17 protein-coding genes are annotated in these 16,893 nt (G+C 72.2%); 9 read left to right on the plus strand and 8 right to left on the minus strand.

Features of this window, described 5'->3' with window-relative positions:
* The first annotated feature begins 225 nt into the window (after positions 1-225).
* The gene (locus ACIWQI_RS00570; protein WP_396655104.1) at positions 226-1,062 is read left to right on the plus strand and encodes an endonuclease domain-containing protein; all 837 of its coding nucleotides are present in this window, start codon (positions 226-228) and stop codon (positions 1,060-1,062) included.
* Positions 1,063-1,187: 125 nt separating this feature from the next.
* Here the strand turns inward: ACIWQI_RS00570 and ACIWQI_RS00575 are convergent, their stop codons facing one another.
* Positions 1,188-2,060 (minus strand): PHP domain-containing protein, encoded by an 873-nt coding sequence (locus ACIWQI_RS00575; protein ID WP_396655105.1) that lies wholly within the window; start codon positions 2,058-2,060, stop codon positions 1,188-1,190.
* A 79-nt stretch (positions 2,061-2,139) separates the two neighbouring features.
* Here ACIWQI_RS00575 and ACIWQI_RS00580 point away from each other — a divergent pair, with 79 nt between their 5' ends.
* From ACIWQI_RS00580 to ACIWQI_RS00590, 3 genes are read left to right on the plus strand one after another with little or no spacing between them, the layout of a single operon-like run.
* Positions 2,140-3,153, plus strand: coding sequence for an endonuclease/exonuclease/phosphatase family protein (locus ACIWQI_RS00580; RefSeq protein WP_396655106.1), 1,014 nt, complete (start codon positions 2,140-2,142; stop codon positions 3,151-3,153).
* Between the two features lie 34 nt (positions 3,154-3,187).
* Complete coding sequence (locus ACIWQI_RS00585) at positions 3,188-4,594, plus strand: aminopeptidase P family protein (protein WP_396655107.1); 1,407 nt, start codon at positions 3,188-3,190, stop codon at positions 4,592-4,594.
* Positions 4,595-4,632: 38 nt separating this feature from the next.
* Positions 4,633-6,360 (plus strand): gamma-glutamyltransferase family protein, encoded by a 1,728-nt coding sequence (locus tag ACIWQI_RS00590; protein WP_396655292.1) that lies wholly within the window; start codon positions 4,633-4,635, stop codon positions 6,358-6,360.
* Positions 6,361-6,378: 18 nt separating this feature from the next.
* Here ACIWQI_RS00590 and ACIWQI_RS00595 read toward each other — a convergent pair whose 3' ends face one another.
* Positions 6,379-7,056 (minus strand): alpha/beta family hydrolase, encoded by a 678-nt coding sequence (locus ACIWQI_RS00595; RefSeq protein WP_396655108.1) that lies wholly within the window; start codon positions 7,054-7,056, stop codon positions 6,379-6,381.
* Positions 7,053-7,748 (minus strand): general stress protein, encoded by a 696-nt coding sequence (locus tag ACIWQI_RS00600; RefSeq protein ID WP_396655293.1) that lies wholly within the window; start codon positions 7,746-7,748, stop codon positions 7,053-7,055. The genes ACIWQI_RS00595 and ACIWQI_RS00600 overlap by 4 nt, the downstream gene beginning before the upstream one ends.
* An 81-nt stretch (positions 7,749-7,829) precedes the next feature.
* On the opposite strand from ACIWQI_RS00600, the gene ACIWQI_RS00605 reads away from it, so the two are divergent.
* The 3 genes from ACIWQI_RS00605 to ACIWQI_RS00615 are packed head-to-tail and all read left to right on the plus strand — an operon-like array spanning position 7,830 to position 10,764.
* Positions 7,830-9,107 (plus strand): magnesium transporter MgtE N-terminal domain-containing protein, encoded by a 1,278-nt coding sequence (locus ACIWQI_RS00605; RefSeq protein ID WP_396655109.1) that lies wholly within the window; start codon positions 7,830-7,832, stop codon positions 9,105-9,107.
* The gene (locus ACIWQI_RS00610; protein ID WP_396655110.1) at positions 9,107-9,631 is read left to right on the plus strand and encodes a DUF1003 domain-containing protein; all 525 of its coding nucleotides are present in this window, start codon (positions 9,107-9,109) and stop codon (positions 9,629-9,631) included. Before ACIWQI_RS00605 ends, ACIWQI_RS00610 begins: the two co-directional genes overlap by 1 nt.
* On the plus strand, positions 9,628-10,764 hold the full coding sequence (locus tag ACIWQI_RS00615) for an Mrp/NBP35 family ATP-binding protein (RefSeq protein ID WP_396655111.1): 1,137 nt from the start codon (positions 9,628-9,630) through the stop codon (positions 10,762-10,764). Before ACIWQI_RS00610 ends, ACIWQI_RS00615 begins: the two co-directional genes overlap by 4 nt.
* A gap of 6 nt (positions 10,765-10,770) precedes the next feature.
* Here ACIWQI_RS00615 and ACIWQI_RS00620 read toward each other — a convergent pair whose 3' ends face one another.
* Positions 10,771-11,163: a Sec-independent protein translocase TatB gene (locus tag ACIWQI_RS00620; RefSeq protein ID WP_396655112.1), complete on the minus strand. Its 393-nt coding sequence runs from the start codon at positions 11,161-11,163 to the stop codon at positions 10,771-10,773.
* A gap of 74 nt (positions 11,164-11,237) precedes the next feature.
* Between ACIWQI_RS00620 and ACIWQI_RS00625 the strand changes: the two genes are divergently transcribed.
* Positions 11,238-11,876, plus strand: coding sequence for an O-methyltransferase (locus ACIWQI_RS00625; protein WP_396655113.1), 639 nt, complete (start codon positions 11,238-11,240; stop codon positions 11,874-11,876).
* Between the two features lie 69 nt (positions 11,877-11,945).
* Here ACIWQI_RS00625 and ACIWQI_RS00630 read toward each other — a convergent pair whose 3' ends face one another.
* The 3 genes from ACIWQI_RS00630 to dapE all read right to left on the minus strand — a co-directional run bounded on the left by ACIWQI_RS00630 (position 11,946) and on the right by dapE (position 14,474).
* Positions 11,946-12,119: a DUF3117 domain-containing protein gene (locus tag ACIWQI_RS00630; RefSeq protein WP_396655114.1), complete on the minus strand. Its 174-nt coding sequence runs from the start codon at positions 12,117-12,119 to the stop codon at positions 11,946-11,948.
* A gap of 73 nt (positions 12,120-12,192) precedes the next feature.
* Positions 12,193-13,416 carry a hypothetical protein gene (locus ACIWQI_RS00635; protein WP_396655115.1) on the minus strand — a complete coding sequence of 408 codons (1,224 nt, stop codon included), beginning with the start codon at positions 13,414-13,416 and terminating at the stop codon, positions 12,193-12,195.
* On the minus strand, positions 13,398-14,474 hold the full coding sequence (gene dapE, locus ACIWQI_RS00640; protein WP_396655117.1) for a succinyl-diaminopimelate desuccinylase: 1,077 nt from the start codon (positions 14,472-14,474) through the stop codon (positions 13,398-13,400). Before dapE ends, ACIWQI_RS00635 begins: the two co-directional genes overlap by 19 nt.
* A 39-nt stretch (positions 14,475-14,513) precedes the next feature.
* On the opposite strand from dapE, the gene dapD reads away from it, so the two are divergent.
* Entirely contained in the window at positions 14,514-15,470 is a 957-nt protein-coding gene (gene dapD, locus ACIWQI_RS00645; RefSeq protein WP_396655118.1) for a 2,3,4,5-tetrahydropyridine-2,6-dicarboxylate N-succinyltransferase, read from the plus strand.
* Positions 15,471-15,476: 6 nt separating this feature from the next.
* Here dapD and ACIWQI_RS00650 read toward each other — a convergent pair whose 3' ends face one another.
* Positions 15,477-16,745: a citrate synthase gene (locus ACIWQI_RS00650; RefSeq protein ID WP_396655119.1), complete on the minus strand. Its 1,269-nt coding sequence runs from the start codon at positions 16,743-16,745 to the stop codon at positions 15,477-15,479.
* Positions 16,746-16,893 lie beyond the last annotated feature (148 nt).

The following is a 16,893-nucleotide window of genomic DNA, read 5'->3' on the forward strand; positions in this document are numbered from 1 at the left end:
CCGGCGGAGGGTGCCGAGAACCGGCGATCTGCCCCAGAACAGGGTGTTGCCGAGGCATCCGTCCTGTTCTCGGTCACTCCCCCTGCTTCCGGCACCCCTGCCCCGGCACCCCTGCCCCGGCACCGCGCAGCGGCGTCCCCTGCACAGGACGGGGCGCCAGCGAGCTCTCCACGGATGCGCGCCCGCGAACGGCCGAGGCACGCACCGGCTGCGCAGACTGTGCGCATGCCCCGAGGAGAGCACTTCGCCGCCTGGCTTCGCAGCATCGGCCATGTCTCGCACACGTCGACGGCGTACGAGCACGGATTCACCAAGCGCGACGTCGCTGAGGCCGTCGCGTCCTGCGGCGTCGCACGTGTGCGCCGGTCGTGGCTGACGACGCTCTCGCCCGCGGCGCCGACGCGCCGGGCGCTGGCGATCGGCGGGCGCCTCACCTGCGTCAGCGAAGCGCACCGGCTCGGCCTCTGGGTGCCGGAGGCCTCCGCGCCGCACGTGTGGGTGGCGCCGAACGCGGGACGCATCCTGCGCGACGGGATGCGGATCCACCGCGCCGTCGGCCCCGCTCCGGTCGCCCGGCATGCTCCCCGCGAGCCGTTGGTCAACGTGCTGTTCCAGGTGGCGCGATGCCTGAAGGCAGATGATGCGCTGACGGTGTGGGAGTCGGCCGTGCGCACCACCTCACTGACGAAGGAGATGCTGCAGGAGGTCCCGTGGCGCAGCACACGCGCCCGTCGGCTGAGCGACGCGACCGGAGGCCTCTCGGATTCGGGGCTGGAGACGCATGTCGTGATCCGGCTTCGCCGCGCCGGCCTGGAGGTGCGGCAGCAGGTGTGGCTCGACGGGCACCCCGTCGATGTGCTGGTCGGGCGGCGGCTGGTCATCCAGATCGACGGCCGGCATCATCTCGAACCGCGGCAGCGGCGCCGCGACATCGAGGGCGATGCGCGACTGACCCTCATGGGCTTCACCGTGCTCCGCTTCGACTACCGGCGGGTCATGTTCGACTGGCCGTCCGTGGAGCGGACCGTGCTCACCGCCGTGGCCCAGGGGCGACACCTCTGAGGATGTGCCCAGAACAGGGCAAGTGCCCGAGAGCATGACGGATGCCGCGGCAGCGCCCTCCTGCGGGTGACATCGCGTGTCCTGGGCACCACCGGCGCCAGGGGAACACCGGCGCGCGGCCGGCGCTAGGGGAACACCGGCGCGGAGCCGGTGCCGGCGTCGATGATGCGCTGGACCATCTCGTCGGAGGTGGTGAACTCACCCGGGATGTTGGGCTTGCCGCGACCGTGGTAGTCGCTGGATCCCGTCGTGATGAGGTCGCGCTCGCGCGCGATGCGCGCCAGGGTCCGCCGGCCCGCGTCGAGGTTCTCGCGGTGACCGAGTTCGAATCCCGCGAGTCCGTGGTCGAGCAGGCGCTCGATGAGCGGCATCGGCAGCAGCCCGGCACGCCCGGCGGGATGGGCGATGATCGGCACGCCGCCGGCGCCCACGATCAGATCCACCGCGGCGACCGGATCCGGCGCGTACAGGGCGACGTAGTAGTCGCCGCGCGGGCTCAGGATGTGTGCGAACGCCTCGGCGCGATCGGCGACGAGCCCCTTGGCGATCAGGGCGTCGGCGATGTGCGGGCGGCCCACGGTGGCACCGTCGGTCGCGTGCGCGAGGATGTCGTCCCAGACGAGGTCGTAGTCGCGCGAGATGCGATCGGCCATGGTGCGCGCACGGGTCAGGCGCGACGCGCGGATGCGGTCGGTCTCGGCGCGCAGCGCGGGATCGTCCGGGTCGATCAGGTACGCCAGCAGGTGCACGCTGCGCCACTTGTGCTTCGCCGACAGCTCCATGCCGGGCAGGAACGTCATGCCCAGCGACGTCGCCGCGTCGGCCGCCTCGGCCCAGCCCGACGTCGTGTCGTGGTCGGTGAGGGCGGCCGTCCGGATTCCGTGGCGATGGGCCGCGATCATGACCTGCGCGGGAGCCTCGGTGCCGTCCGAGCGCAGCGAGTGCAGGTGGAGGTCGGCGGGGCCCTCGAATCCGCGTTCGGCCCTCGGCTCCACCATGACTTCGAGCGTAGCCTGCGGGCGCGCCGAGGCGCCTGCGTGCGGCGATCTGCCAGGCTGCTGTCCTAGGCTCGCCGTCGTGTGGCGGCTGATCGGGATCCTTGTGACGGTGCTGTTCGCGGTGGCCGCCGCCGTCGTCACGTGGCCCCAGTTCTTCCGGCTCGAGCGCACCTATCCGCTGGCCCAGATCGTGTCGCTGCGAGGGTTCGTGGTGCTCGCGTTCGCGCTCGTGGCGGTGCTCGCCCTGCTGCTTCTGACGGCCCGCCCGCTGCGGGGATTCGCGGCATCCATCGCCCTCGTCGCGATCGTGGCCGCCCTCGCCAACGTCGCCGTGGTCGCGCTGCGCGGCACCGGCGCCGACCAGCTCCCGGAGCAGACCGCGACCAGTCTGCGGGTGATGACCTGGAACACCGCCGGCGAGGCCACGGCGCCGGACGAGATCGCGCGCACCGCGGTGGCCACCGGGGCCGACATCGTGGCGCTGCCGGAGACCACCGAGGACACGGGCACCGCCGTGGCCGTCGCGATGCGCGAGCTCGGCCGCCCGATGTGGGTGCACAACGCCTTCTACCCCGGATGGGACGCGCTGTCGACGACGATCCTCATCACGCCCGAGCTCGGCGACTACTCCGTGATCGAGTCGTCCAAGGACGGCACGAGCAACACCTCGACGGTCCCCAGCGCCGTGGCCATGCCGATCGACGGTGAGGGCCCGATCGTCGTCGCCGTGCACGCGGTCGCACCCCGGCCCGAGTACATGGACCGCTGGCGGGGCGACCTGCAGTGGCTGGCCGACCAGTGCATCGACGACCACGTGATCCTCGCCGGCGACTTCAACGCCACCGTGGACAACATGGCGGGGCTGGGCACCGAGGGCGGAACGCTGGGGCAGTGCACGGATGCCGCCGCGGCGACCGGAAACGGCGGGGTCGGAACCTGGCCCACCGACCTGCCGAGCCTGCTCGGCGCCCCGATCGATCACGTCATGGTCGCGAAGGGCTACGAGGCCACCGGCAGCCTCGTGCTGGAATCGAAGGACGGCAGCGGCAGCGACCACCGCCCGCTCATCGTCCAGCTGGAGCCGGTGGGCTGATTCCGCGGTCAGGTCCGCGTGCGAGACTGGATGCATGAGCGAGACCGAGAACACGACGGTGGCCGCGCAGTCCTCCAGCACCAATCGGCGCCAGCCGTTCCCGCGGGGGTTCCTCGACACGATCTCCCAGGGCTGGGCCGACCGGCCCGAGACCCTGCCCGTGGCGCGGGCTCAGGCGCCGTACGCGGCGCGGCGGCGTGACGCGGTCTCGCGGGCGTTCCCCGGCAGACGGCTCGTCGTGCCCGCGGGCGGCCTCAGACAGCGCAGCAACGACACCGACTACCCGTTCCGCGCGCACTCCGCGTTCTCGCACCTGACCGGATGGGGCGCCGACTCCGAGCCCGACTCGATGCTGGTGTTCGAGCCCACCGCGGACGGGCACGACGTGACGCTCTACTTCCGCGAGCGCGCGGATCGGACGACCACCGAGTTCTACGGGGATGCCTCGATCGGCGAGTTCTGGATCGGCCCGCGGCCGGCCCTGGCCGGCGTCGCCGCCGACCTCGGGGTCGCCACCGCGCACATCGACGGATTCGCGGCGACCGACGACGACCTGGTGGTGGGCGCGGACGACGAGCTCACGCGGTTCGTCTCCGAGCTGCGCCTGGTCAAGGACGAGTACGAGCTCGACCAGCTGCGGCAGGCGATCGCGATCACCGCCCAGGGCTTCGACGACATCGTGCGCGAGCTCCCGGCCATCATCGCCCACCCCCGCGGCGAGCGGGTCGTCGAGTCGGTGTTCCACCGGCGCGCCCGCACCGACGGCAACTGGGAGGGCTACGACACGATCGCCGCTTCGGGTCCGCACGCCTGCTACCTGCACTGGACGCGCAACGACGGCGCCGTGGTGCCCGGAGACCTCATGCTGGTGGACGCGGGCGTCGAGCTGGAGAGCCTCTACACCGCCGACATCACGCGCACCATTCCGGTCAGCGGCCGATTCACCGAGGTGCAGCGCAAGGTGTACGAGACGGTGCGCGAAGCGGCGGACGCCGCCTTCGCGGTGGTGCGCCCCGGCATCCGCTTCCGTGAGGTGCATGAGGCCGCCATGGCGGTCATCGCGCGGCGCACGGCCGAGTGGGGGCTGCTGCCGGTCACGGCGGAGGAGGCGCTGGATGCCGACACCGGCGGCCAGCACCGCCGGTACATGGTGCACGGCACGTCGCATCATCTCGGACTCGACGTCCACGACTGCGCGCAGGCGCGGCGCGAGATGTACTACGACGGCGTCATCGAGCCCGGCATGGTGTTCACGATCGAGCCCGGCCTGTACTTCCAGATCGACGACCTCACCGTGCCCGAGGAGTACCGCGGCATCGGCGTGCGCATCGAGGACGATGTGCTCGTCACCGAGGACGGGGTCGAGAACCTCTCGGCCGCGATCCCCCGCACCGCCGACGAGGTCGAGGCCTGGATCGCACGCCTGAAGCCCGGCCAGTGAGCTTCACGACGCGTCCGACGCTGACCGGCACATTCGGGATGGCCGCGTCGACGCACTGGCTGGCCACGGCATCGGCACAGGCCGTGCTCGAGCGCGGCGGCAACGCCTTCGACGCCGTGGTGGCCGGCGGCTTCGTGCTGCACCTGGCCGAGCCGCACCTGAACGGTCCCGGCGGCGACCTGGTCGGGATCTTCGCGACAGCGGATGCGCCGGGCGAGCCGATCGTGCTGGCCGGTCAGGGGCCGGCCCCGGCCGCGGCGACCATCGAGCACTACCGCAGCGAGGGCCTGGAGCTCGTGCCCGGCGCCGGGGGGCTCGCTGCCGCGATCCCGGGAGCGGTGGATGCCTGGCTGCTCCTGCTGCGCGACCACGGCACGATGGAACTCGGCGACGTGCTGTCGTACGCGATCGGGTACGCCCACGACGGCGTGCCGCTGCTGCCGACCACCGCGGCCACCCTGCGCAAGGTAGCTCCGCTGTTCCGCGAGCACTGGACGACCTCGGCGGACCTCTGGCTGCCGGAGGGCGGGGTGCCCGAGCCCGGGGAGCTGGTCCGCAATCCCCGCTACGCCGCGGTGCTGGAGCGGCTCGTCGCCGCGGGATCGTCGGCGGCGGATCGCGCCGGCCGGATCGACGCCGCCCGCACCGAGTTCCTGCGCGAGCTGGTCGGGCCCGCGGCATCCCGATTCCTCTCCGCACCGCACCGCCACTCCCACGGCGGCGACCACGCCGCCGTCATCACCGCCACCGACATCGCCGGCTTCACGGCGACGTACGAGCCGGCGCTCACCGCGCCCTTCCGCGGGCACACGATCGCCAAAGCCGGTCCGTGGTGCCAGGGCCCTGCGCTGCTGGAGGCCCTGCGCATCCTGGACGGGTTCGACGACGACCGGCTGGATCCGTCCACCGAGCTCGGCGCGCATACGCTGCTGGAGACCATCAAGCTGGCGCTCGCCGACCGTGATGCGTACTTGGGAGACGGGGCGGCGATCGACGGTCTGCTCACCGAGGAGTACGCCGCGCAGCGTCGCGCGGAGATCGGCGACACCGCCTCGCGCGAGTGGCGCCCTGGCCGGCTCCCCGGCCGCGAGCCGTTCCGCCCGCCGCTGCGTGCCGACGACCTGGCCTCCCCCGGGGTCGGCACCGGTGAGCCGACGGTCGCCGCCGGCGGCGAGACGCGCGGCGACACCTGCCACATCGACGTCGTCGATCGGTGGGGCAACATCGTCTCGGTGACGCCGTCGGGCGGGTGGCTGCAGTCCTCCCCCACGATCCCCGAGCTCGGATTCTGCCTGGGCACCCGCCTGCAGATGACCTGGCTCGACGAGTCGGCACCGGCGGCCCTGCGCCCCGGCGCGCGCCCCCGGACCACCCTCACCCCGACCCTCGTGCTGCGCGACGGCCGGGCGATGATGGCCCTGGGCACGCCAGGCGGCGATCAGCAGGAGCAGTGGCAGCTGCCGATGCTCCTGCGCATGCTGGTCGGCCGACAGAGCCCGCAGGAGGCGATCGACGCGCCGACCCTGCACTCGATCGCCCTCGTGGACTCGTTCTGGCCGCGTACCTTCTCACCCGCCGGCGCCTATGTGGAGGACCGCCTCGGAGAGGACGTCATCGCGGGGCTGGCCGCACGCGGGCACGACGTGATGCGGGCAGGCGACTGGCTGCTGGGGCGGCTTTCGGCGGTCGGGATCGACCGGGAGCGCGGCGTCCTGTGGGCCGCGGCCAATCCGCGCGGCATGCAGGGCTACGCCGCCGGGCGCTGACGCGGAGCCCTGGCCCGCTCACGCCGGCTGCTGCCGCATCCAATCCACCACCGTCGGCACCAGCTCGGCGCCGATCTGCGCCGGAGGGCGCTTCCTGCCGGCGACCTCGAAGGAGTGCCCGCCGCCGGCGACCCACACGAGCGTCGCATCCCGGCACGACGCCACCGCCTCCTCCAGCTGCTCGTGCGGATCGACGAACGGATCGTTCGTCCCCTCGACGAACAGCTGCGGCCCGGTGATCGCGGGCAGGTGCTCCACCCGCGGGCGGTCCGGGCGGCCGGGAGGATGCAGCGGATAGCCGAGGTACACCAGGCCCGCCGGGTCGATCGCGCCCTCGGCGGCCGCCATCGACGCCATCCGTCCGCCGTACGACTTGCCGGCCGCGAACAGGGGCACCCCGGGCGCCTCGCCGCGCAGCCGGGCGGCCACCGCCGCCCAGGTCGCGACCGCGTGCGCAGCGGGCCCCGGCATGCGGCGACCGGCCGCGACGTAGGGGAAGTCGAATCGCAGCACCGCCGCGCCGGCGGCCTGCAGCGCCCCGGCGAAGCCGACCAGGAAGGGATGGGTGTGACCGGCACCCGCGCCGTGCGCCAGCGCCACGGCGGCCCACGGATCCGCCGGCATCCCGAGCACGGCCGCCACCTCGACGACCCCTCTGGGGAGCGCGACCGAGACCGTCAGTTCGCGATCCGTCACGGGCGCGCGGAGTCGTTGGGGTCGCCGTGCGGCCGGTCGGCGCCCGGGGACGTCTCGTCACCGTGCTCCGGAGCATCCTCGACGGCGTCCGGCGCGGCATCCGTCTGCGTCGCGGGCGCGATCCGCTCGCCGTACCGGGGCGGCTCGGACGGCGGCTCCGGCGGCGGGCCGGGGCTCGGCGCCGGGCGCTGCGCCGGCTGCGTGGCGGGCGCGGCGGGCGGCGGCGCGCCGACGACTCCGAGCACCTGCCGCGCCTTGTGGATCGTCGCGGCCGCGACCGTCACGTCGTAGTGGTCGGCGACGACCTGCATCGAGCTGGCGAAGTCGCGGCGGCGGCGCACGAACGAGTACGCGAGGATGCTCAGCAGCATCCCGAGGGCGATTCCCACGAACATCACGCCGATGAACGCCTGGATCGGCACGGACTGCGACCCGAACACGAGGAACACCGAGAACAGCAGGCCCAGGAGCAGTCCGTTCACAGCGCCGGAGCGCGCCGCGGTGGCGTAGCCGAGCTTCCCGGTGATGCGCTCGATCGACCGCAGGCCGATGCCGACGATCGCGATGTCGCGCGCGGGGATGTCGGCCGCGATGAGCCGCGAGACCGCCTTCTGCGCGGCCTCGTACTCGCCGTAGCGCGCGATGGTCTCGCCGACGGCGTCCGCGCGCCCCTTGGGCGCGCCACCCAGCATGCTCACCTCCCCATCTTCCCACGGGCCCGGCGCCGGACGCGGCGCCGGGCCACCGCGCAGGCTCGGGTCTACGCTGGATGCGTGAGCACGCAGAGGGTATTCGTCGCGCGCCTGGCGGGGTGTTCGGTCTTCGACCCCGCCGGCGACCGCCTGGGCAAGGTCCGGGACGTCGTCGTCGTCTACCGCAAGTCCGACCCTCCGCGGGTGGTGGGTCTGGTGTGCGAGATCCCCGGTCGTCGTCAGGTGTTCCTCTCGATCGGGCGGGTCACCTCGATCGCCGCGGGCCAGGTGATCACGACGGGACTGATCAACGTGCGCCGCTTCCAGCAGCGCGGCGGCGAGGTGCGCATCCTCGCCGAGCTCGTCGGACGCCGGGTGTTCTTCCGCGACGGATCGGGCGAGGCGCAGATCGAGGATGTCGCGATCGAGCGCAACCGGCTCGGCGACTGGGATGTGGGCCAGCTCTTCCTGCGCAAGCCGAAGACCAGCGCGTCGCCGTTCGCGAAGGGTCCGACCACCTTCGCGAACTGGGACGAGGTGCGCGAGAGCTCCGCCCCCGGCGAGGCGCAGTCGGCGGAGCAGCTCGTGGCCAGCTACTCGGAGCTGCGTCCGGCCGACCTCGCCAACACGCTCCTGGACCTGCCGACCGAGCGACTGCTGCAGGTCGTCTCCGAGCTGCCCGACGAGCGCCTCGCCGACGCGCTCGAGGAGATGCCCGAGGACGAGCAGGTGCACATCCTCGACGCGCTCGACGACGAACGGGCCGCCGACATCCTGGACGCCATGGAGCCCGACGACGCCGCCGATGTGCTCGCCCACATCCCCGAGGACCAGCGCGAGGAGCTGCTCGAGCTCATGGAGCCGGAAGAGGCCGAGGACGTCAGGGCGCTGCTGCAGTACCGGCCCGACACCGCGGGCGGTCTCATGACCCCCGAGCCGATCGTCCTGTCCGCCGACGCCACGGTGGCCGAGGCCCTCGCGCTCATCCGCCGCCACGAGCTGCACCCCGCGCTGGCGGCGGCGGTGTTCGTGACGCTGCCGCCGTATGAGACGCCGACCGGACGGCTGCTGGGCACGGTCCACTTCCAGCGGATGCTGCGCTACCCGCCGCACGAACGGCTCGGCGCGATCATCGACGACACGATCGACCCCGTGCCGGTGACCGCCTCCGCCGCCGAGGTCGCCCGGATGCTGGCCAGCTACGATCTCGTGTCGCTGCCGGTGGTCGATCCGGCGCACCGCCTGGTCGGCGCGGTGTCGGTCGATGACGTGCTCGACTACCTGCTGCCCGAGGACTGGCGCTCGCAGGACGACGAGGAGGCGGGCGCCCCGCCGGTGAGCACTCCGGGGAGGCGCTGATGGCACGCGTGGACCGCCGCGTACCCCTGGACGCCCCCCGCGGACGCTCCGGACGCCTGGGGCGCGCGCCGCATCCGTCCCGGGACCGCTTCGGCCGCTTCTCGGAGTCCTTCGCGCGGGCGATGGGCACGTCCGGCTTCCTCATCGGGATGACGGTCTTCGTCACCGTCTGGCTGACGTGGAACATCGCGATGCCGCCTGAACTGCAGTTCGACCCGGCCGCCACGAACTTCACCCTCCTCACCCTCATGCTCTCGCTGCAGGCGTCGTACGCCGCCCCGCTGATCCTGCTCGCGCAGAACCGGCAGGACGACCGCGACCGGGTGCAGATCGAGCAGGACCGTCAGCGCGCCGAGCGCAACCTCGCCGACACCGAATACCTCGCCCGCGAGGTCGTCGCGCTGCGCATGGCGATGACCGACCTCGCCGACGAGGTGCTCACCCGGGAGTCGTTCCGTCAGGAGGTGAAGGCGCTGCTCGACCGGCTCGACGACCGGGATGCCGAGGCGCGCCCGTCCTCGTGACGGCCGCCGACGACGTCCGCAGGGCCGTCTCCGCCGTCTCCGATCCCGAGCTGCGCCGCCCGATCGGCGACCTCGACATGGTGCGCGACATCGCCGTCGACGGCACCACCGCGCGCGTGGGCATCGTGCTCACCATCGTCGGCTGTCCGGCCGCCCGGCGGATCGAGCAGGACGTGCGGGATGCCGCGGCATCCGTCCCCGGGATCACCGACGTGGCGGTCGAGGTCGGCGTGATGACCCCCGCCGAGCGCCGGGCGCTCACCGAGCGCCTGCGTGCCGGCCGCCCGGCACGGGTCATGCCGTTCGGCCCGGACTCGCTCACGCGCGTGATCGCGGTCACCAGCGGCAAGGGCGGCGTCGGCAAGTCCACGGTCACCGCCAATCTCGCCGTCGCCCTCGCCCGCCGCGGGCTCGCCGTGGGCCTGATCGACGCCGACGTCCACGGCTTCTCGATCCCCGGGCTGCTGGGGCTCGTCGACGAGGCCGGGCGCGCGCCGCAGCCGACGCGGATCGACGACCTGATGCTGCCGCCGGTGGGCTACGACGTGAAGGCCATCTCGATCGGGATGTTCCTGCGCGAAGGCGACGGCGGTGCGGTCGCCTGGCGCGGGCCGATGCTGCACCGCACGGTGCAGCAGTTCCTCACGGACGTGTTCTTCGGCGACCTGGACGTGCTGCTCATCGACATGCCGCCGGGCACCGGCGACGTCGCCATCTCGGTGGGACAGCTCCTCCCCCATGCCGAGGTCATCGTGGTGACCACACCACAGGCCGCCGCCTCGGACGTCGCCGTGCGCAGCGGGCTGGTGGCCCGCCAGACCGGACAGCGCGTCCTCGGGGTCGTCGAGAACATGGCCGCGCTCACGCTCCGCGACGGCACCGCCCTCGACCTGTTCGGCAGCGGAGGCGGGGCCGAGGTGGCCGCCGCGCTCACCACCGAGGCCGAGGCCGTGCCGCTGCTGGCCTCGGTGCCGCTCAGTCCTGCGCTGCGCGCCGACGGCGATGCGGGCACCCCGGTCGTCGCGGCGCACCCCGAGGATCCGGCGGCGCGGGCGATCACCGAGCTCGCGGCATCCGTCGCCGCCGCCGGCCGCAGGCTCGCCGGGCGCGCACTGCCGTTCACGCCCCACTGACAGCGGTCAGGTCGCCTCGGAGTCGAACGGCGGAGGGTCGTCGGCGGTGAACACGACCCTCGAGACCGGCGGCGGTCCGCCGGAGGCGGCGCCCGGCGCGCTGCCTGCTGTCGCCGCCATCGCCGCGACGGGGGCGACCGGGGCGTCGTCCAGCAGCGCCTCGCGGATGATCCGACGCGGGTCGTACTTGCGCGGGTCGAGCTTGCGCCAGTCGACCTCGTCGAATTCCGGCCCCATCTCGTCGCGGAGCCTGCTCTGCGCGCCGCGCAGGTAGTCCCTGCCGCGCTTGATCCATCGCGTGAGCGCCTCGGCCGCACGCGGCAGGCGCTCCGGTCCGATCAGGAACGCGGCCAGCACGCCGATCAGCAGCAGCTTCTCGAACGTGATGCCCATGAACATGCCTTTCAGATTACCCGCCGCGCCCTGCGAGAAGCCGCTCGGAACGCGACTAGCCTGGAGAGCCGGAGGAGCACATGAGCGAGCGCGAGGCGAACGCGAGGTTCGCGCAGGAGGCCGTCGTCGAGCCCGACCACATCGCTCGGGCCCGCGCCCACGCGCTCGAGATCGGCGCCGCCCCGATCAGCCCCGCCGTGGGCGCGCAGTCGGCCGTCATCGCGGCGGTCGGCGCCGCGACGAGCATCGTCGAGATCGGCACGGGCGCGGGCGTCTCGGGCCTCTGGCTCCTGCGTGGCGCTCCGCGCGCGGTGCTGACGACCATCGACAAGGAGCCCGAGCATCTCGGGGTCGCACGGCAGTCCTTCCACGACGCGCGCATCCCGGCTGCGCGCACCCGCTTCATCACCGGTCGCGCCCAGGATGTGCTCCCCCGGATGAACGAGGCCTCCTACGACATCGTCTTCGTCGACGCCGACCCCGAGAACGTCCTCGAGGACGTCGAGCACGGCCTGCGCCTGGTCCGACCCGGCGGCACCGTGCTGGTCCCCCGGGTGCTGGGCGGCGGCCGCGTCGCCGACCCCGTCCAGCGGGATCCGGTCACCACCGCCTACCGGTCGCTCATCCAGGAGACGCAGAACTCCCCGGCCGTGCTCGGCGCCCTGTCGATCGTCGGTGAGGGCCTGCTGCAGCTGACCACCGTGGCCGATCCCGGCTGAGCCCGATCCGGCCGGGAATGCGGAAACGGCCGGGCCCGAGGGCACGGCCGTTCCGAACGGGGGGTGTCGCTACGCGGCGTCCACCACCGCACCGAGAGCGTCGTGGAGCTCCTTGGCCTCGGCATCGTTGACCGAGACGACGAGTCGCCCGCCGCCCTCCAGCGGCACGCGCACGATGATCAGGCGCCCCTCCTTCACGGCCTCCATCGGCCCGTCTCCGGTTCTCGGCTTCATGGCTGCCATCGCGGCTTCCTTTCGTCGGGGTCTGCCCCTCAAGTCTATCGTCCCCCCGGGGACAGCCGGGACTTCAGACCGATCACGGGATCTGCCAGTAGGTGTTCGCGAGGGCATACATGTTGTAGATCCACCACCACTGGCCCGCCAGGCACAGCAGCAGCACGCCCGACCGCCACAGTCGTGAGCGCGGCATAGCCACCGCCCCCCACAGCGGCGAGACGGGCACGAGCAGTCGGAACAGGCTCGACTGCGGGAAGAACACGGCGAGCAGATACACCAGGTAGCTCGCCACCCACAGCCGCAGCTCGACGCCCAGGCGCCGCACGTGCGGCTCGAAGAGCAGCAGCGCCGCAGCGGCCAGCACGCAGACGACCATCGCGACCACTCCCAGCGCCGGATCGAGGTTCCACGCCGTGAACCAGAACTGCGCAGCCTGCACGAACCCGTCGAACGGCACGAACACCGGCTGCGCGTCGGCGATCCAGTTGCGCCGCCAGGCGAGCTCCGTGGCCAGATACGCGCCGGGATCGCCGGTGACGGCCCCCGCCAGCAGCTGCCATGAGAATCCGACCGCCAGCGCCAGCACGCCCAGGGCGACGATGTGCACGATCTCGCGCGCGGGCAGCGGCTCGGCCCGGCGACGGAACCATCGCCAGATGCCGTACAGCGCCAGCAGCAGGGCGAAGGCGAGCACGCCGGGTCGGGTATATCCCATCAGAGGAATGAGCAGATAGAGCCAGCCGTATCGGCGTTCGAGCAGGCAGCGCAGGGACAGGAACAGCCACAGCAGGAACAGCGACTCGGCGTAGCCCACCTGGAAGAGCGCGGCCAGCGGCCCCGCCGCGAGGAACAGGGTCGCCCAGGTCGCCGTGCCCACGTCCTGACGCCCGCGCAGCATGCGGTAGAAGACCAGGCAGGCGAAGTACCCCGCCACGAGCGACACGAGCAGAGCGCCGACCCCCCACGAGCCGAACGGCAGTCCGACCAGCCGCGCGAGATAGGCGTAGATCGGCATGAAGGCCCACTGGTTCTCGGCGACCAGACCCTCGTCGGTGAGCGGAAGCGTGGACGGGTAGCCGTTCTCGGCGGTGTACCAGTACCACTGCGCGTCCCACGCCAGGATCAGATCGCCGATCCCGGCGTCTGCGCCGAACCGCGACGCGGGTCCGGACAGCTCGGCCGCCGCCACCAGGAAGATGGTGGTGACGACGCGGGCCGCGAGGTACAGGATGCCGATGCGCGCCGCCGCCGGAAGCGCGCTCCAGCGCGTCCGGACGCTCTGGCTCAGGGGCTGGCCAGCCACGTCCGAAGCCCCCGCTCGACGTCCTCGATCTGTGCGAGCGGCACGCGCTCGTCGTCGTGGTGGGCGAGCGAGGCGTCGCCGGGGCCGTAGTTCACGGCGGGCACGCCCAGAGCGCTGAAGCGAGCGACGTCCGTCCATCCGTACTTGGGGCGCGGCTCGGCGCCCACGGCCGCGAGGAACTCCCGGGCCAGCGGTGCGTCCAGGCCGGGCGTCGCCCCGGGGGCGAGGTCGATCACCTCGACGTCGAAGCCGTCGAACACGTCCAGGACGTGCTGCGTCGCCTGCTCGGCGGTGCGGCTCGGAGCGAAGCGGTGGTTGACCTCGACGACGCAGAGGTCCGGGATGACGTTGCCCGCGATCCCGCCGTCGATGCGGACCGCGTTCAGCCCCTCGCGGTAGACCAGACCCTCCACCGGGACCTCGCGCGGGCGGTATTCGGCCAGGCGCGCGAGGATCGGCGCGGCGGCGTGGATGGCGTTCTCGCCCACCCATGCGCGCGCCGAGTGCGCGCGGACGCCGCGGGTGCGCACGAGGGCGCGCAGGTTCCCGTTGCAGCCGCCCTCGACGGCGCCGTTGGAGGGCTCGCCGAGGATCGCGAAGTCCGCCGCGAACAGGTCGGGACGCGTCCGGGCGAGCCGGGTGAGGCCGTTGAGGTCGGCATCCACCTCCTCGTGGTCGTACCACATCCAGGTGAGGTCGACCCGGGGATCGGTCAGCTCGGCGGCGAGCTTGAGCTGCACGGCCACGCCCGCCTTCATGTCGACGGTGCCGCGCCCCCACAGGTACGGCTCGCCGTCTTCGACGAGGTCGCGCACCGGGAGGTTCGCGTTGACGGGAACGGTGTCGATGTGGCCGGCGATGGCGACCCGCTGCGGGCGTCCGAGGTGGGTGCGCGCGACGATCGTGTCACCGTCGCGGTGGACGTCGAGGTGGGGCAGCGCGGACACCGCGTCATGGATGAGGTCGGCCAGGTGCCCCTCGTCGCCGGACACGCTCGGGATGTCGCAGATCGTGCGGGTGAGGTCGACGGAGGTCTGGGACAGATCGAGCGCCGGCATCCCCCGAGTCTATTGCGCACCGCCCGATACCCTGGACTCATGGCAGACGAGCGATGGGTGTGGGGTGTGGGCCTGGCCACCACCGCGCAGGACGGCACGGTGCTGGACGCCTGGTTCCCCGAGCCGCGGGCCGGCCGGCTTCCGCTGGGCCTTGACCCGGAGATCCCTCCCGAGAACCTGGAGCGCCTCGCCGTGCCCGACCCGCGACGCCTGGTCGACGTGGACGTCGTCACCGTCGAGGTCGATCTGGATGCCGCTCCCGCATCGACGGCGGACGTCTACCTGCGCCTGCAGGCCCTGTCGCATCTGCTCGTGCGACCGAACGAGGCGAACCTCGACGGCATCTTCGGCTTCCTCCCGGTGGTCGCCTGGACCAACGCCGGGCCGATGCATCCGGACGACTTCACCCGCCAGCGGCACGAGCTGCTGCGCGACGGCATCCAGGCCCACAGCATCGACAGGTTCCCGCGCCTGGTCGACTACGTCACGCCCCCGGGTGTGCGCATCGGCGACGCGAACCGCGTGCGGCTGGGCGCCTATCTGTCGCCGGGGACGACCGTCATGCACGAGGGCTTCGTGAACTTCAATGCCGGCACCCTCGGCGCCTCGATGGTGGAGGGCAGGATCTCGCAGGGTGTCGTGGTCGGCGAGGGCACCGACATCGGCGGCGGCGCATCGATCATGGGCACCCTCTCCGGCGGCGGCACGCACCGGATCTCGATCGGGGCCCGCTCACTGCTGGGCGCGAACGCCGGCGTCGGCATCTCGCTGGGCGACGACTGCATCGTCGAGGCGGGACTCTACGTCACCGCGGGGACGAAGGTCCTCCTCGCCGACGAGCCCGCGCGCCACGACGGGTCGCGATCCGTCGTGAAGGCCGCCGAGCTGTCCGGACAGGACGGGCTGCTGTTCCGACGCAACTCCCTCACCGGTGCCGTCGAGGCGATCCGCCGCAGCGGCGTGGGCGTCACCCTCAACGAGGCGCTGCACGCCTGAGCCCGGTCACGCTCCGGGGTAGGGGCGCTCTCCCGATCCGACGTACAGCTGCTGCGGCCGGCCGATCTTGGTCTGCGGGTCGTACTGCATCTCGCGCCAGTGCGCGAGCCAGCCGGGCAGCCGTCCGATCGCGAACAGCACGGTGAACATGCGGGTGGGAAAGCCCATCGCCTTGTAGATGACGCCGGTGTAGAAGTCGACGTTCGGGTAGAGGCGGCGCTCCTTGAAGTAGTCGTCCTCCAGGGCGACGCTCTCCAGCTCCTGGGCGAGGTCGAGCAGCGGATCGTGGACCCCGAGCTCGCGCAGCACCTCGTCGGCGGACTCCTTGACGAGCTTCGCGCGGGGGTCGTAGTTCTTGTAGACCCGGTGCCCGAAGCCCATGAGCTTGACGCCGTCCTCCTTGTTCTTGACGCGCTCGACGAACCGCTGCACGCTCTCGCCGGACTCGCGGATGCGGGCGAGCATGTCGAGCACCGCCTCGTTGGCGCCGCCGTGCAGCGGGCCGTACAGGGCGTTGATGCCCGCCGAGATCGACGAGAACTGGTTCGCGCCGGTGGAGCCGACCAGGCGCACCGTCGAGGTCGAGGCGTTCTGCTCGTGGTCCTCGTGCAGGATCAGCAGGCGCTCCAGCGCCCGCGACATCACCGGGTTGACCTCGTAGTCCTCACTGAGAACGCCGAAGTTGAGCTTGAGGAAGTTGTCGACGAAGCTCAGCGTGTTGTCGGGATACAGGAACGCCTGCCCGATGCTCTTCTTGTGGGCGTAGGCCGCGATGACCGGGAGCTTCGCCAGCATCCGGATGTTGTTGAGCTCGACGTCTTCGCGACTGTGCGGGTCGGACTCGTGCTCGTAGTACGTCGACAGCGCCGACACGGCCGACGACAGCACCGACATGGGGTGCGCCGTGTGCGGCAGCGCGGAGAAGAAGCGCTTGAGGTCTTCGTGCAGCAGGGTGTGCCGGCGGATGCGGGTGTCGAACTCGGCCAGCTCGTCGGACGAGGGCAGCTCTCCGTACAGCAGCAGCCACGCCACCTCGAGGTACGTGCTGTTCTTCGCGAGCTGCTCGATCGGGTAGCCGCGGTAGCGCAGGATCCCCTCGTCGCCGTCGATGTAGGTGATGGCCGACTTGGTGGACGCCGTGTTCACGAAGCCGTAGTCGAGCGCGGTGTGGCCGGTCTGACGCGTCAGCGTGGAGATGTCGATGCTGGGAACGCCTTCCGCGCCCGGCAGCACGGGGAACTCGGCGGTGCGGCCGCCCACGTGAAGAGTGGCCATTTCCTGCGTTCCCGCGTCGCCCACGGCGCCTCCTCGCGTTGTTGATCGGGGGTGTCGCACGGCCCGGCAGCCGCGTCTACAGCCTAATGGCCGCATCGGCCTACTGTTGCCACCGTCAAAGGTCCGCGCGATCGGATGGAGGAATCCT

The organism is Microbacterium sp., assembly GCF_044508325.1.
GTDB lineage: Bacteria > Actinomycetota > Actinomycetes > Actinomycetales > Microbacteriaceae > Microbacterium.

What these genes read in the sequence shown, in the direction of transcription:
- ACIWQI_RS00575 (WP_396655105.1), bottom strand. Translation starts at nt 2,060, where the DNA reads ATGGTGGAGCCGAGGGCCGAACGCGGATTCGAGGGCCCCGCCGACCTC.
- ACIWQI_RS00585 (WP_396655107.1), top strand. Translation starts at nt 3,188, where the DNA reads ATGAGCGAGACCGAGAACACGACGGTGGCCGCGCAGTCCTCCAGCACC.
- dapE (WP_396655117.1), bottom strand. Translation starts at nt 14,474, where the DNA reads ATGCCGGCGCTCGATCTGTCCCAGACCTCCGTCGACCTCACCCGCACG.
- ACIWQI_RS00570 (WP_396655104.1), top strand. Translation starts at nt 226, where the DNA reads ATGCCCCGAGGAGAGCACTTCGCCGCCTGGCTTCGCAGCATCGGCCAT.
- ACIWQI_RS00590 (WP_396655292.1), top strand. Translation starts at nt 4,633, where the DNA reads ATGGCCGCGTCGACGCACTGGCTGGCCACGGCATCGGCACAGGCCGTG.
- ACIWQI_RS00630 (WP_396655114.1), bottom strand. Translation starts at nt 12,119, where the DNA reads ATGGCAGCCATGAAGCCGAGAACCGGAGACGGGCCGATGGAGGCCGTG.
- dapD (WP_396655118.1), top strand. Translation starts at nt 14,514, where the DNA reads ATGGCAGACGAGCGATGGGTGTGGGGTGTGGGCCTGGCCACCACCGCG.
- ACIWQI_RS00620 (WP_396655112.1), bottom strand. Translation starts at nt 11,163, where the DNA reads ATGTTCATGGGCATCACGTTCGAGAAGCTGCTGCTGATCGGCGTGCTG.
- ACIWQI_RS00610 (WP_396655110.1), top strand. Translation starts at nt 9,107, where the DNA reads ATGGCACGCGTGGACCGCCGCGTACCCCTGGACGCCCCCCGCGGACGC.
- ACIWQI_RS00625 (WP_396655113.1), top strand. Translation starts at nt 11,238, where the DNA reads ATGAGCGAGCGCGAGGCGAACGCGAGGTTCGCGCAGGAGGCCGTCGTC.
- ACIWQI_RS00600 (WP_396655293.1), bottom strand. Translation starts at nt 7,748, where the DNA reads ATGCTGGGTGGCGCGCCCAAGGGGCGCGCGGACGCCGTCGGCGAGACC.
- ACIWQI_RS00650 (WP_396655119.1), bottom strand. Translation starts at nt 16,745, where the DNA reads ATGGCCACTCTTCACGTGGGCGGCCGCACCGCCGAGTTCCCCGTGCTG.